Genomic DNA, 14,361 nt, shown 5'->3' on the forward strand with positions numbered 1-14,361 from the left:
CGTCACCATACCGGCAAACGGCCAGGCACACGCGTTTCTGGCCCCTGAACGCAAGTTACGTGAGGCACTCCGATGGACTATAAGGAAATCCTGTTTTCTCTGCAGGACGGGCTGGCGGTTGTCACCCTGAACCGCGAAGCGCGCAAGAACGCGCTTAACAGCCGGATGCGGTCCGAGATCACCCATGCGATGCGCATGGCGTCTTCCGAGGCCCGCGCTGTGGTGCTGACCGGGGCAGGCGATGCGTTCTGCTCGGGTCAGGATCTGAGTGACGCTGGCAGCAATGGCGGCCAGCTGGATCTGGAGCGCACGCTGCGCGACGAATACCTGCCGATGCTGCAGGCGATTTATGATTGCCCGGTGCCGGTTGTGGCGGCCGTCAATGGCGCCGCGGCCGGGGCGGGCGCCAATCTGGCGCTGGCCGCCGATGTGGTGATCGCCGCCGAAAGCGCCTTTTTCATGCAGGCCTTCAGCAAGATCGGCCTGATCCCCGATGCCGGCGGCACCTGGTTCCTGCCGCGTCAGATCGGTCTGGCAAAATCGATGGGGGCAGCCCTGTTTGCCGACCGCGTCAGCGCCCGGCAGGCCTGCGACTGGGGGATGATCTGGGAAGCGGTGCCGGACGCCGAGTTCGAAGCGCATTGGCGCGCCCGCGCGGAATATCTGGCCAGCGGCCCCAGCAAAGCCTTTGCCGCCACCAAATCCGCCCTGCGCGAAAGTTTCGGGCGCACCTTGGCCGAGCAGCTGTCGGAAGAAGCGCATCTGCAGGGCCAATGCGGCAAGACCCGGGATTTCCTGGAAGGGGTGACTGCGTTCATGGAAAAACGCCCCGCGAAGTTCGAGGGGCGCTAAGGGGACTGGGAGACCTGGGGCGTTCGGCCCCGGTCCGCTCCTTACTCGATTATCCGAACCTGGACGGAATTCTCTGAAACCAACCCGCCAGCACCTTGCAGCCGGGCAAAAACCTCGCCATTGGCCAGCAACAGTGCGTCCTGCGCGTCGCTGTTTTCGTCCTGTTCGGATTCAACGGTGATTTCGGGCGCTGGTCCAACCCCATCGTGATAGTAGACGATCATGTCGTGATCGCGGTCATAGTCGGTTAAAACCACAGGCTCATCCCCGGCTTCGATCCAATCACCCAAGGCCAGATCATCATAACCTTCGCCCAGCGTTACGGTATCGCCTCTGCCTGCGACAACATTGTCGTCGCCGAACCCAGCCCGGATAACATCGGGGGCCTCGTCTATATCCTGGCTGACGTCGTATTCCAGTATGATGCGGACGTCCGGGTCGTCGTTGGCGGCCCATTCTCTGCCAGCTTCCAGTACATTGTCCGGATCAAAGGCGCTGGTCGACACAATGAAGTCGTTGCCTGCGTCCCCAATCAAGGTGTCGCTGCCCTTGCCGTCAATGATCGTGTCATGGTCGGAGCCACCCCGCAGGAAGTCGTCGCCTTCACCGCCAACCAGCAGATCCTGTCCGCCTTGGCCGAATAGCCGGTCATCCCCGCCATTTCCAGCCAGAATGTCGTGACCGTCATTGGCAAAGATCGTGTCATCCCTGGATGCACCGGAAAGGTCGTCGTTGCCCTTGGTTGCATCTGCGGACGTGTCGGCGGCAGGTTCTGAATCGTCATCCGAGTCCAGAACTGCAAATGTGCCCGCGGCCAGGGACAAGCCAAGCAAAACCAGTAGTTCCATTCCGTGAATCCCGTTTTTCTTTGGCGTGCAGCCTGGAGCATTCCGCTTGCATGCAATTCCGCCAAAGCGTGAAATTTGTTAAAAAATAACTACTTAGTTGAGGATTATCAGTCAATATTTTCAGGGTATTGTGCGATTTATGCAAAAAATTGGCCGGATCCTCCGGCATTGTCGCCACTCACGCAAGAATTCTACTGACAACTAGGCGGTGCCAGGCCGGGATCAAACCTTGTCAACCGCCAGTTCAGAATCAGTTCAGAATAAAAAACGCCCCGCAAAAAGCGGGGCGTTTGGACGTTCATTGCAACTGGCGGTCAGCGCTTTTCGATGTCGATGTAATCGCGCATGGTCTCGCCCAGGTACAACTGGCGCGGGCGGCCGATCTTGTTCTGAGGGTCAGCGATCATCTCTTTCCACTGCGAGATCCAGCCGACAGTGCGCGACAGCGCAAAGATCGGGGTGAACATCGACGTCGGGAAGCCCATCGCCTCAAGAATGATACCCGAGTAGAAATCGACGTTGGGGAACAGTTTCTTCTCGATGAAGTAGGGGTCGTTCAGCGCGGTCTGCTCCAGCTCTTTGGCAACCTGCAGCAGCGGGTTGTCCTCGACGCCGAGCAGGTCCAGAACCTCGTCCGCGGATTGCTTCAGCACGGTCGCACGCGGGTCGGTGTTCTTATAGACGCGGTGGCCGAAACCCATCAGGCGGAACGGATCGTTCTTGTCCTTGGCGCGTGCGATAAATTCAGGGATGCGGTCGACCGAGCCGATTTCCTTGAGCATTTCCAGGCAGGCCTGATTGGCGCCGCCGTGGGCCGGACCCCAGAGGCAGGCAATGCCGGCCGCGATACAGGCAAACGGGTTTGCGCCCGAGGAAGAGGCCAGACGCACAGTGGAGGTTGAAGCGTTCTGTTCGTGATCCGCGTGCAGGGTCAGGATGCGGTCCATCGCCCGGCTCAGGATCGGGTTCACGTGGTATTCCTCAGCCGGAACCGAGAAGCACATGTGCAGGAAGTTGGCTGCGTAATCCAGATCGTTCTTCGGATACACAAACGGCTGGCCGATCGAGTATTTATAGGCCATCGCGGCAATGGTCGGCAGTTTGGCGATCAGACGCACGGCGGCGACTTCGCGCTGCCACGGATCGGTGACGTCCAGCGAGTCGTGGTAGAAGGCCGACATCGCGCCGACCACGCCAACCAGCGTCGCCATCGGATGCGCATCGCGGCGGAAGCCGCGGAAGAAGTTGTGCATCTGCTCATGCACCATGGTGTGACGGGTCACACGGGTCTCGAAATCCTCCAGCTGGGTGACGGTCGGCAATTCGCCGTATAGCAGCAGATAGCAAACCTCGAGATAATGGGACTTCGATGCCAGCTGGTCGATCGGGTAGCCGCGGTGCAGCAGTTCGCCCTTGTCGCCGTCAATATAGGTGATGGTGCTGTCGCAGCTGGCGGTCGAGGTGAAGCCCGGGTCATAGGTGAACACACCTGCCTTCGCGTAGAGCTTGCGGATGTCGAGAACATCGGGCCCGGCCGTTGGCGAGAAAATGGGCAGCTCGTAAGTTTCACCATTCAGGCTGAGCGTGGCAGATTTCTGTGTCTCGGTCATGGATGTCCCTTCCTGTTACAGGCACGAGAGCGGCCGTGCAGGCGTCTTCATGCGGGGCAGCGCCTGCGCGGAGTCGCGCAGGGGTTGTGTTATCAAAACAGGCTTACCCGGGAGTTAAGGACCGGTCTCAGCCTGTTGCGTCTTGGAGCCGGGCAATGGTTTCATCGCGGCCCAGAATCAGCATCATATCGAACACCGAAGGCGTTACCGCCCGGCCCGCCAGTGCTGCCCGCAAAGGGCCTGCCAGCTTGCCGAACTTGGTATCATGGGCTTCTGCAAATGCGTTCAGAAGCGCCTCCAGATCGTCACGGACCCAGCTAGCATTTTGCAGCTGCGGCGTCAATTCACCCAGTATACCATCGGATACAGAAGATAGCGCCTTTTCCGCCTTCGCATCCCGGTCAATTGGCCGTGAGGTAAGGATAAAATGCGCTTTTTCAAGCAGTTCAGGGAAGGTGCGCGCCCGGTCCTTGAGGCAATACATCGCAGCCTGCAAACCCTGTGACTGCGCGTCATTCAGGGCAGTTTCTCCGGCTGCGTCCAGATATGCGCTGATTTCATGCCGCAGTGCGGCGTCGTCGCTAACGGCGATATGCTGACCGCTGAGATTCTCCAGCTTCTTGGTGTCGAACCGGGCCGGGCTTTTGCCGATACCGTCAAAGTTAAACCACGCCTTGGCCTGATCGTCCGTAAAAAATTCGTCATCGCCATGCGACCAGCCCAGACGGGCCAGATAGTTGCGCATGCCTGCCGCCGGATAGCCCATCGCCTGGTATTCCTGCGCGCCCAAGGCACCATGACGTTTGGACAGTTTTTTGCCGTCCGGCCCGTGGATCAGCGGGATATGCGCCCAGACCGGCACGTCCCAGCCCATCGCCTCATAGATCATCATCTGGCGGGCGGCGTTGTTCAGGTGGTCGTCGCCGCGGATCACATGGGTGACGCCCATATCGTGATCGTCGACCACAACCGCCAGCATGTAAACCGGCGTGCCGTCCGAGCGCAGCAGGATCATGTCATCAAGCTGATCATTCCTGATGGTGACGTCGCCCTGAACCTCATCTTTGATAACGGTAACGCCGCTTTGCGGCGCTCTGATGCGGATCACAAAAGGTGCATCCGGGTGGCTGGACGCATCGGCGTCGCGCCAAGGTGAACGGTAGAGGGTGGATTTGCCTTCGGACTTGGCTTGTTCACGGAAGGCGGCAATTTCGTCCTGGCTGGCAAAACACTTATAGGCTTTGCCGTCGGCCAGCAATTGCCTGGCAACTTCGGCGTGGCGGTCTGCGCCCTCAAACTGGCTGATCACCTCGCCATCATGGTCCAGGCCCAGCCATTCCATGCCCTGCAGAATGGCGGCGGTTGCCTCGGGCGTGGAGCGTTCGCGGTCGGTATCCTCGATCCGCAGCAGGAACTTGCCGCCGCGGCCCCGGGCATACAGCCAGTTGAACAGCGCAGTGCGGGCGCCGCCAATATGCAGAAAGCCGGTGGGAGACGGCGCGAAACGGGTGACAACCGGTTGGGTCATGAGCGGGATTTACCTTTTGGAAACCATGTGAGGTTTAGAGTTTCAGCCTGTCTACCGGGCCAGAAGGCGGGGGGCAAGCATGCGGCCGACCACAGCCATTGCAGACCTGCTGCAGGCGCAACGGGGACATCTGTTCCCCTGGACCCCGGTGTTTCTAGGGGCCGGGATCGGAGCCTATTTTTCTTTGAAGTTTGAGCCAGGCGCCGCCGAGTTTGCCGGGCTGGCGCTGTGTGCGCTGCTGATGGCAGCCGGTGCTATGTCCCGGCGGCCGCTGGCATTTTTGCTGTGGGCGCCAGCACTTACAGCGGCGGGGCTGTGCCTGGCCGGGGCACGGGCGCACCGGGTGTCGGCTCCGGTCCTGGATTTCCGCTATTACGGGGCGGTGGAGGGACGTGTCGTGGCTGTCGACCGCTCGCCGACCGACGCCCTGCGGCTGACTTTGGATCAGGTTCGGCTGGACCGGGTGGCGGCGGAAGATACGCCGGCCCGTGTCCGCATATCATTGAAAGCGCTGGAACAGGTGCCGCCGCCCGGCGCCAGGATCATGACCACCGCGCATTTGCTGCCGCCGCAGGGACCTGCCGAGCCCGGAGGGTTCGATTTCCGCCGCCATGCCTGGTTCAAGCAGTTGGGCGGTTTAGGATACACAAGGGTTCCGGTGCTGCTGGCAAAGCCACCCGGCCAAGGCCTGCCAGTGGACCGCCTGCGCCGGAATATGGCGCAGGGCTTGCAAGACCGTATTGCAGGTGAGACGGGCGGGTTTGCAGCCGCAATTACCACCGGCGACCGCAGCGGCGTGGGGCAGCAAACGCTGACTGCCCTGCGGCAAAGCAACCTGGCGCATCTGCTGGCGATCTCGGGATTGCATATGGGGCTGCTCACCGGATTTGTCTTTGCGGCGCTGAGAGTTGCGTTCAATCTGATACCTGTCCTGGCCCTGCGCTGGCCGGTCAAGAAACTGGCAGCGCTTGCGGCGCTGATTGCCGGCGCGGGATATCTTGCCTTGTCAGGCGGCAATGTGGCGACAGAGCGGGCCTTTGTCATGGTGGCGGTGATGTTTGGCGCTGTGCTGCTGAACCGGCGTGCGATTACCCTGCGCGCGGTGGCGGTTGCCGCATGGATAGTGCTGCTGCGGCGGCCGGAAAGCCTGCTGAGCCCTGGTTTCCAGATGAGTTTTGCCGCGACGGCTGCGCTGGTCGCGGTCTTTGCCGCGTTGCGGGACGGGGAGGTTCCGCTGGGGCCGCGATGGCTGCGGCCGGTTCTGGCGCTGGTGATTTCCTCTGCGGTGGCCGGGGCCGCAACAGCCCCCTTTGCCGCCGCGCACTTCAACACGGTGCCGCATTACGGGCTGCTGGCGAACCTGTTGTCGGTGCCGGTCATGGGATCGGTCGTCATTCCGGCTGCGGTGCTGGCGTTGTGCCTTGCACCGTTCGGCCTGGAAATGATCGGGCTGACAGTTATGCGATGGGGGCTGGACTGGATCCTGGCAGTTGCGCAGGCCGTCTCGGAATTTGAAGGGGCGCTGTCGCATGTACCTGCGCCCAGCCACTGGGTGCTGCCGCTGTTTGCTGCGGGCATGCTGTTTGCGGTGATCTGGCAAGGGCGGCTGCGGCTGGCAGGGCTGCTGCCGGCAGCATGCGCGCTGCTGATGTGGAACGCGGCAGAGCGTCCTGTTGTCCTGATTGCGGATTCCGGCGGGCTGATTGGCGTGATGACGCCGCAAGGCCGGGCCTTGTCCCGGGCCAAAGGGCAGGGGTTTACTGCGAAAATCTGGCTGGAGAATGATGGCGACCCGGCAGGACAAATCGCCGCCGCGGCGCGCTGGAGGGGTGAAACAGAGGCTTTGCCGATTTGGCAAGGGCCGGGATTCCGGCTGGTTCATGCGCCTGGGAAACGTAAGCTCGCGCAGGCAAGTGGCTGTAAAAAGGGAGATATCATCGTTTCCACGGTCACGGCGCAAACACCGGAAAACTGTCTGCTCCTGACACCGGCAGTGATGCGTCAAACGGGCAGCATCGCCGTGACCGCAACAGGCGGCTTACAGACATCCCGCAGTGTGTCGGGACAGCGGTTGTGGACTGGATGGCAGCCGGAGGGGGCTGAAATCAGCCGCCTCCGGAGGATTCTTGGCCAGGAAAACCCTTAATAAGTGCGGATCAGCCCAACCAGCTGGCCCTGGATCTGCACCTGGTCTTCCGGGTAGCGCCGGGTTTCATAGGCCGGGTTGGCGGCTTCCAGCGCGATCATGCTGCCCTGGCGCTGGTAGCGTTTCAGCGTGGCTTCGTGCCCCTCGACCAGTGCAACAACGATATCGCCATTATCAGCAGTACCGGTTTCACGGATCACTACGATGTCGCCGTCATTGATACCGGCCTCGATCATCGAGTCGCCCTTTACTTCCAGCGCGAAATGCTGGCCGTTTGGTGCGATCATGCCGCCCGGAACCGCCACCTGGTGTGACACCTGGCTGATCGCCTCTATTGGCACACCGGCGGCGATGCGGCCCATAACGGGCAGTTCCACCGCGGCCAGGCGCATTGGGTCTGCGGCGGCAGGGGCAGGCGCCGCGGGCTGCGCTTGGCCGCCGTCGATCACCTTTGGTGCAAAGCCTTGCGGGTCCGGCCCGCCGCCCAGGCTTTCCGGCAGGCGGATAATCTCAATCGCGCGGGCACGGTGCGGCAGGCGGCGGATAAAGCCGCGTTCTTCCAGTGCAGTGATCAGCCGGTGAATGCCTGATTTCGATCTTAGATCCAGTTCGACCTTCATTTCATCGAAACTGGGCGGCACACCGTCACGCTGCAGGCGTTTGTGAATGAATTCCAGCAGTTGCAGTTGCTTTTTTGTGAGCATCGCCGCTCCCTCCGCGCCTCGGGTTTTCTTTTGTTCTACGCATGTTCCCGTTTTGTGTCAATATCGCAGTCCCTGGCGTGGTGCAGAAGAGAACGCGCCTGGGGCGCGTGCCTCCGGCGGGGGTATTTTTGCAAAGGTGAAGGGGAGTTAGATCGGCAAGTATTGCACAGTATCGCCTATCCTGCGCGCGCCGTCCTTGGGCGGGCGGACCAGCAGGGCGTTGGCCTCAGCCAAAATGGTGAGCAGGGAGCTGTCCTGGTTGTCAAACGCTTGCAGCTGGCCGTTTTGCACATTTGCGCGCATGTAATGCTCGCGCGGGCCATTGGCCATCAGCGGGGCGCAAAGGGCGGCCGTCAGCAGCTGCTCCTGCGCCGGTGCAGGCAACCCCAGCATGGATCGCACCATCGGGGCCAGAAACACGTGGCCGCAGACCATAGCCGATACTGGGTTGCCGGGCAGGCCAACCATAGCAGCGCCATTCATCCGGCCGGCCATCAGCGGTTTGCCGGGGCGCATCGCAACTTTGTAGAAACTGCGCTCCATCCCAAGATCCTGCGCCACCTTGCCGACCAGATCATGATCGCCAACCGAGGCGCCGCCGATGGTGACAACCAGATCAGCGCCCTCGGCCAGTTCAAAGGCTGTGCGCAGCGAGCTTTCGGTGTCACGGGCGATAGGCAGGATGCGGGCAAGGGCGCCAATGTCTTCGAGCATCGCTTTGAGGCCAAAGGTGTTGGAGGCGATGATTTGGTCCGGTCCAGGCGTGCCGCCGGGCATCACCAATTCGTCGCCAGTGGAGATCAATGCAATCTCCGGGCGGCGGGTGACGGGTATCGCGGGGATGTTCATAGCGGCCAGCAAGGCAATGTCAGCCGGTGTCAGGCGCTTGGGGGCCGTGACGGTCTGGCCATCGGTGAAATCGCCGCCGCGGGGCCGGATATTGTGGTTGCTGCCGGGGGCGCCGGTGATGGTGATAAGATCCCCGTTGCGGGTTATATCTTCTTGAATAACAACGAAACTTGCACCTTCAGGCACCGGTGCACCGGTAAAGATACGCACGGCCTGGCCCGCGCCCGCGCGGCCCTGAAATGCGTGACCGGCGGCGGCTTCGCCGATCACCTTGAACATGGCGTGCAGTTCGACTTCCGCGGCGTTCACAGCGTAACCGTCCATTGCGGAGGCGGAGAACGGCGGCTGATCACGGCGCGCTTGCAGATCGGCCGCCAGCACCCGGCCTGCAGCCTGCGCCAGCGGAACCTGTTCGGTTTCAAGCTGTTGAACAAGCGATAAAAGATGCGCGCGGGCTTCGCTGACCGGGATCATTTACACCTCGTACTTACCTGATTTTCCGCCATCTTTCAGCGTCACACGGATGCCGCCGATCTGCATCGCCTTGTCCACGGCCTTGGCCATATCATAGACGGTGAGCGCGGCAGTGGAGACGGCGGTGAGCGCCTCCATCTCAACCCCGGTCTGGCCGGTGGTCTTGACCGTGGCCTCCACCCGCACGCCGGGCAGCTCCGGGTCCAGCGTCAGCTCTACCGCAACCTTGGTGACCGGCAGCGGATGGCAAAGCGGGATCAGATCCGGCGTCTTCTTGGCACCCATGATGCCGGCCAGACGGGCAACGGACAGAACATCGCCCTTCTTGGCACGGCCTTCGGCAATGATATCAAAGGTTTCCCGGGCCATGGTAATGTGGCCCTCGGCGGTGGCGATGCGCGAAGTTACCGCCTTGTCCGAAACATCAACCATATGGGCGTCGCCCTTGGTGTCGAAATGGGTGAGGCTCATTGCGGTCCTCCTTTACATCATACCGGGCATTAGCGGATTGGCGAGCAGCGCACGGGTGGCACCGGCGACATCGTCCTGCCGCATCAGGCTTTCGCCGATCAGGAAAGTGCGCGCACCATAACGGGCCATGTCGCTGAGGTCTTCAGGCGTGGACAGCCCGCTTTCGCAAACGATGGTGCGGTCGGCTGGCACCATGCGCGACAGTTCCCGGGTGGTGTCCAGTGTGGTCTCAAACGTCTTGAGGTTGCGGTTGTTGATGCCCATCAGCGGCGATTTCAGGTTGCAGGCGCGCTCCAGCTCGTCGGCGTCATGCACTTCCAGGAGCACATCCATACCCCAGTCAAAGGCGCTTTGCTCCAGTTCCTGCGCTTGCGCGTCCGAGACGGAGGCGAGGATGATCAGGATGCAGTCCGCCCCAAGTGCGCGGGCCTCGGCCACCTGATAGGTGTCGTACATGAAATCCTTGCGCAGCGCGGGCAGCGAACAGGCCGTGCGGGCCTGGGTCAGGAACTCCTTGGCGCCCTGGAAGCTGGGGGTGTCGGTCAGGACGGACAGGCAGGTCGCGCCGCCGTCCTCATAAGCCTTGGCCAGTTCGGCGGGTTCAAAATCAGGGCGGATCAGGCCCTTGGAGGGGCTGGCCTTCTTGATCTCGGCAATCAGACCGTAACCGCTGCGGTTGGCCTGCATCAGGCTGTCGGCAAAGCCGCGCACCGGGGAGGCTTCGCGCGCCTCGGCCTCGACCGCCTCCAGCGGTTTGGCGGCCTTGTCTGCGGCGACTTCCTCAAGCTTGTAGGCCTTGATCTTGTCGAGCACGTTTTTGGTCATGCCAGTTTCACTCATGCCTGGGCCTCCGTTGCTGCGTTCCAGTCTATGGCAGTTTCACCGCGGGCGGCGAGCCAATTGTTTACTTGTGAAAAGGGCCGGGACCCGAAGAAGCCGCGCCGCGCCGACAAGGGCGAGGGATGGGCGGTTTTCAGGATCAGGTGATCGCCCGGTTTGATATGTTTTTCAAGCTTTTGTGCAGCATTTCCCCAGAGAATGTACGCGGTCGGGCGCGCGGAGGTCAGTTCCAGCACCTGATGCACCAGATGGTGCCAGCCAAGGTGCTTGTGACCGTTTGCCTCGCCTGCGGGAACTGACAGGGCTGTGTTCAGCAGCAGCACGCCTTGACGCGCCCAGCCGCGCAGGTCTGCATTCGGGCGGGTGACACCAAGATCATCCTCCAATTCCTTGTAGATATTGGACAATGAGCGGGGAAAGGGGCGGACGTCCGGCTCTGCTGAGAAGGCGAGCCCATGGGCGTGGCCCGGCGTCGGATAGGGATCCTGCCCCAAGATCACAACGCGGGTGTTTTCCGGCTGGGTCAGCTCCAGCGCAGCGAACCGCTGGTGCGCGGGCGGCAGGATGGTCCGGGGATCTTCAGAAATTGCGGCTGAGATCCCGGGCCATTGGTTGGTGAAAAAGGGAAGACTGGACCAGGCGCCCAGCCCCGGCGGAAGATCGGTCATGCGGCTGAGGTGATCCGCGCCAGTGCCTCGACCTTTGATTTGGCCGCGCCGCTGTCGATGGACTCGGCCGCGCGCGCGACACCTTCCTTGAGGTCGGCAGCCTTACCCGCGACAACCAGCGCAGCGGCGGCGTTCAGCAGCACCGCATCCCGGTAGGCAGAGGGCGTGCCTTGCAGCAGCACCCGGAAGGCCATTGCGTTTTCTTCAGGGCTGCCGCCGATAATCTTGTCAAAACCGTGCACCGGCAGGCCTGCGTCCTCGGGGTGGAGTTCGACATCGCGGATGCTGCCGTCTTCCTCCAAAGCGGAGACCCAGCTGACGCCGGTAATTGTCAGCTCATCCGTGCCGTCAGAACCATGCACCAGCCAGGCGCGCTCGGACCCCAGGGCTTTCAGCGTTTCCGCCATCGGCCGGATCATCGCGCGGCTGAAGGCGCCGGTCAGCTGCCGTTTCACGCCGGCCGGGTTGGTCAGCGGGCCAAGGATGTTAAAGATAGTGCGGGTGCCAAGCTCGGACCGGGTGGGCATGACATGCGCCACCGCCGGGTGATGCATAGGCGCCATCATGAATCCGATACCGGCCTCATTTATAGCCTTTTCAACCACTTGCGGGCCGACCATCACGTTAATGCCCATCTGGGACTGCATGTCGGCAGTGCCGGATTTGGAGCTGAGGTTGCGGTTACCGTGTTTGGCAACCACCACGCCTGCGCCGGCCGCCACAAAGGCAGTGGCGGTGGAGATGTTCAGAGTGTTCTTGCCGTCACCGCCGGTGCCGACGATGTCCATGGCACCTGCCGGAGCTTTCACTGGGTTGCATTTCGAGCGCATCACGGCGGCGGCAGCTGCGTATTCATCCACGCTTTCGCCGCGGGTGCGCATCGCCATCAGCAAGCCGCCGATTTGGCTGGGCGTGGCCTCACCCTCAAACAGCAAGGTGAAAGCGGTTTCGGCTTCTTCGCGGGTCAGCGACCGTTCCGCCGCGGCGCCGATGAGCGGTTTCAGGCGGTCGCTCATGCGGACACCTGCATCACGTCGAGAAAGTTTTTCAGCAGCGCGTGGCCGTGCTCAGACGCAATAGATTCCGGGTGGAACTGCACACCGTGAATCGGCAGCTCCTTATGCTGCAGGCCCATGATAGTGCCGTCTTCCAGTTCAGCGGTGATTTCCAGGCAATCCGGCAGGCTGTCGCGCTCAACCACCAGAGAATGGTAGCGGGTTGCGTCAAAAGGCGTCGGCAAGCCTTTGAAAACACCGGTATCCTTGTGGTGCATCTTACCCATTTTACCGTGCACGATCTCGTGGCAGCGGATCACCTTGCCGCCAAACACCTGGCCGATGGTCTGGTGGCCCAGGCAGACGCCCAGCAAGGGTGTGCCGGTTTCAGCTGCGGCTTCGGTCAGCGCCAGGCAGATGCCGGCCTGATCCGGGTCGCAGGGACCGGGCGACAGCAGAATGCCTGAGGGCTTCATTGCCATGGCTTCCTGCACGTTGATGGCGTCGTTGCGGCGGACTTCCATTTCCGCGCCCAGCTCACCCAGATAATGGACGAGGTTGTAGGTAAAGGAATCGTAGTTGTCTATCAGCAGCAGCATCGTAGCGGGCTCTTTTAAGGGTGGCGGGCCGGGGCCGCGCCGCAGTATAGTGGTCGAAACATACATGTTCAGGGATACGGGGCAGCGTCAAGGGCAGGATAGGCGAATGCCGGAGTGAACAGAAACAGGGTTCGCTCAGGCACGTTGGTAAGGCGCGGCACCGAAAACGGATTGAGAGGCAAAACAGGCATGCGTGGATTTCTGGGCGGCGTGAGTGTCGGGGCATTGCTGGCCGCGGGCGGGCTGGCGATGCTGTCTTTGTCGGTGCCCTTGCCGGACAGCGGTGTCGATACCGCAGCGGGGCCGGCACCTGCCGCGCATGATCCTGGCGATGCGCCGCAGATGCCAAACGGCGGCACGGACGCCACGGACGCCGCCGGAGCGCCCGCCAGCAGCCAGGGACGTGATGCAGATCTTGTTGAGGCACAGCCGGCCGCGCCGGCCGAAACCGGTGGCAGCGATGACCTGAACGCGCTTGCAGGGGCGGATACCGCGCCGGCCGGCAAACCTGAGGTCGGGCAGTCAGCGGCGCTTATCGCTTCCGGCGATCCGGAAACAGCGGCAGCACCCGGTTTGGCAAAGGGGCCAGATGCGCCTCTGCCGCAGGCCGTTCAGCCGGCGGCGCCGCCGGCCCCGGGCGCTGAGGCTGCCGTAATAGCTGCCACCGAGCCAGCACCGGAACCCGCGCCCGAGGCGCCCGAAAATGCACAAGAGGATACAGCTGAGGCTGCGCAGCCTGAGGCCATGGTGGTTCCGGTTGAGACACCGCAGTCCGCTGCTGTTCTGGCGCCGGATATCGGCAGCGCGCCGCAGGCAATCACGCTGCCGGTAATCGGTGCGGCACCGGTTCTGCCAGAGGCCGGCGGCGACAGCGGTGAGAGTATTTCTGACAGCGAAACTGTTCCGGACTCTGCGGTTGCAGGGCAAGAGGCTTTGGCACCAAGTATCGGCACACCTGTTGTTCCGCTGACCGACCGGGACAAGCCGCAGGACGCCGGGTTTGCCACTGCGGCGGTATCCGGCCAGCCGCCGTTTACCGCCTATGCCGAACCTTTTGACAATCCGGAAGACCGGCCGCTGATGTCGATTGTACTGATCGACGACGAGGGGGCGGTCGGGGCCGAAGCGCTGGCGGAATTCCCCTATCCGTTGAGTTTTGCCATTGATCCGGAAGACCCGCAGGCTGCATCCAAGATGGCCGCGCGCAGGGCGGCGGGGTTCGAAGTTCTGATGCTGGCGGATCTGCCGCGATCTGCGTCGCCGCAGGACGCGGAGACCGCGCTGGAGGTTTGGCGCGGCAAACTGCCGGAAGCCATGGCGATCCTCGAAGGGATCGGGACCGGGGTGCAGGGCAACCGGGCGCTGGCGGATCAGGTTGCAGCAGTTGCGGCCTCGGCCGGCTATGGGCTGGTGACCCAGGACAGCGGGTTGAACACGGTGCAGAAATTGGCGCTGCGCGACGGCGTGCCGGCCGGTGTTGTGTTCCGCGACTTTGACGGCGCTGGTCAAAACCCGCGGTCGATCCGGCGGTTTCTGGATCAGGCGGCGTTCCGGGCCGGGCAGGAAGGCGCGGTGATCATGCTGGGACGGTTGCGCCCGGATACGATTTCAGCGCTGCTGATCTGGGGCTTGCAGGACCGGGCTGCCCGGATTGCGCTGGCGCCGGTCTCGGCCAGTTTGGAAGCAAACCTGCCGGCTAAGTGAAAACGGCGCCCAAGGCGGGCGCCGTGCCTTCGGCGAGGGTATTTTGAACCAGAAAGAAGCCGCAGCGCAGCCC

At 62.3% G+C, this 14,361-nt stretch carries 13 protein-coding genes; 3 read left to right on the top strand and 10 right to left on the bottom strand.

Features of this window, described 5'->3' with window-relative positions:
- Nucleotides 1-72: 72 nt before the first annotated feature.
- Nucleotides 73-852: an enoyl-CoA hydratase-related protein gene (locus tag K3555_RS09225; protein ID WP_260008251.1), complete on the top strand. Its 780-nt coding sequence runs from the start codon at nt 73-75 to the stop codon at nt 850-852.
- A gap of 41 nt (nt 853-893) precedes the next feature.
- Here the strand turns inward: K3555_RS09225 and K3555_RS09230 are convergent, their stop codons facing one another.
- The 3 genes from K3555_RS09230 to gltX all read right to left on the bottom strand — a co-directional run bounded on the left by K3555_RS09230 (nt 894) and on the right by gltX (nt 4,838).
- A complete protein-coding gene (locus K3555_RS09230) occupies nt 894-1,700 on the bottom strand; it encodes a calcium-binding protein (protein ID WP_260008252.1) in 807 nt (268 codons plus the stop codon).
- A gap of 314 nt (nt 1,701-2,014) precedes the next feature.
- Nucleotides 2,015-3,310 (bottom strand): citrate synthase, encoded by a 1,296-nt coding sequence (locus K3555_RS09235; protein WP_129370948.1) that lies wholly within the window; start codon nt 3,308-3,310, stop codon nt 2,015-2,017.
- Between the two features lie 127 nt (nt 3,311-3,437).
- The gene (gene gltX / locus K3555_RS09240) at nt 3,438-4,838 is read right to left on the bottom strand and encodes a glutamate--tRNA ligase (RefSeq protein ID WP_260008253.1); all 1,401 of its coding nucleotides are present in this window, start codon (nt 4,836-4,838) and stop codon (nt 3,438-3,440) included.
- A gap of 79 nt (nt 4,839-4,917) precedes the next feature.
- Between gltX and K3555_RS09245 the strand changes: the two genes are divergently transcribed.
- Entirely contained in the window at nt 4,918-6,984 is a 2,067-nt protein-coding gene (locus K3555_RS09245) for a ComEC/Rec2 family competence protein (RefSeq protein ID WP_260008254.1), read from the top strand.
- On the opposite strand, the gene lexA is transcribed toward K3555_RS09245, so the two are convergent.
- The 7 genes from lexA to K3555_RS09280 all read right to left on the bottom strand — a co-directional run bounded on the left by lexA (nt 6,981) and on the right by K3555_RS09280 (nt 12,584).
- Nucleotides 6,981-7,688 (bottom strand): transcriptional repressor LexA, encoded by a 708-nt coding sequence (lexA, locus tag K3555_RS09250; protein ID WP_259992086.1) that lies wholly within the window; start codon nt 7,686-7,688, stop codon nt 6,981-6,983. The two genes, K3555_RS09245 and lexA, sit on opposite strands and share 4 nt — an antisense overlap.
- Nucleotides 7,689-7,835: 147 nt before the next feature.
- Complete coding sequence (gene glp, locus K3555_RS09255) at nt 7,836-9,011, bottom strand: gephyrin-like molybdotransferase Glp (RefSeq protein WP_260008255.1); 1,176 nt, start codon at nt 9,009-9,011, stop codon at nt 7,836-7,838.
- Nucleotides 9,012-9,482, bottom strand: a complete 471-nt coding sequence (gene moaC / locus K3555_RS09260) for a cyclic pyranopterin monophosphate synthase MoaC (RefSeq protein WP_260008256.1) — start codon at nt 9,480-9,482, stop codon at nt 9,012-9,014.
- A 12-nt stretch (nt 9,483-9,494) separates the two neighbouring features.
- Nucleotides 9,495-10,307 (bottom strand): indole-3-glycerol phosphate synthase TrpC, encoded by an 813-nt coding sequence (trpC, locus tag K3555_RS09265; RefSeq protein WP_260008519.1) that lies wholly within the window; start codon nt 10,305-10,307, stop codon nt 9,495-9,497.
- 11 nt (nt 10,308-10,318) lie between these two features.
- Nucleotides 10,319-10,990: a uracil-DNA glycosylase gene (locus K3555_RS09270; RefSeq protein ID WP_260008257.1), complete on the bottom strand. Its 672-nt coding sequence runs from the start codon at nt 10,988-10,990 to the stop codon at nt 10,319-10,321.
- Nucleotides 10,987-12,006, bottom strand: a complete 1,020-nt coding sequence (gene trpD, locus K3555_RS09275) for an anthranilate phosphoribosyltransferase (protein WP_260008258.1) — start codon at nt 12,004-12,006, stop codon at nt 10,987-10,989. Before trpD ends, K3555_RS09270 begins: the two co-directional genes overlap by 4 nt.
- Complete coding sequence (locus K3555_RS09280; RefSeq protein ID WP_259992094.1) at nt 12,003-12,584, bottom strand: aminodeoxychorismate/anthranilate synthase component II; 582 nt, start codon at nt 12,582-12,584, stop codon at nt 12,003-12,005. Before K3555_RS09280 ends, trpD begins: the two co-directional genes overlap by 4 nt.
- Nucleotides 12,585-12,773: 189 nt before the next feature.
- On the opposite strand from K3555_RS09280, the gene K3555_RS09285 reads away from it, so the two are divergent.
- The gene (locus K3555_RS09285; protein ID WP_260008259.1) at nt 12,774-14,288 is read left to right on the top strand and encodes a divergent polysaccharide deacetylase family protein; all 1,515 of its coding nucleotides are present in this window, start codon (nt 12,774-12,776) and stop codon (nt 14,286-14,288) included.
- Nucleotides 14,289-14,361: the final 73 nt, after the last annotated feature.

Source organism: Leisingera sp. M527 (genome assembly GCF_025141525.1).
Lineage (GTDB): Bacteria > Pseudomonadota > Alphaproteobacteria > Rhodobacterales > Rhodobacteraceae > Leisingera.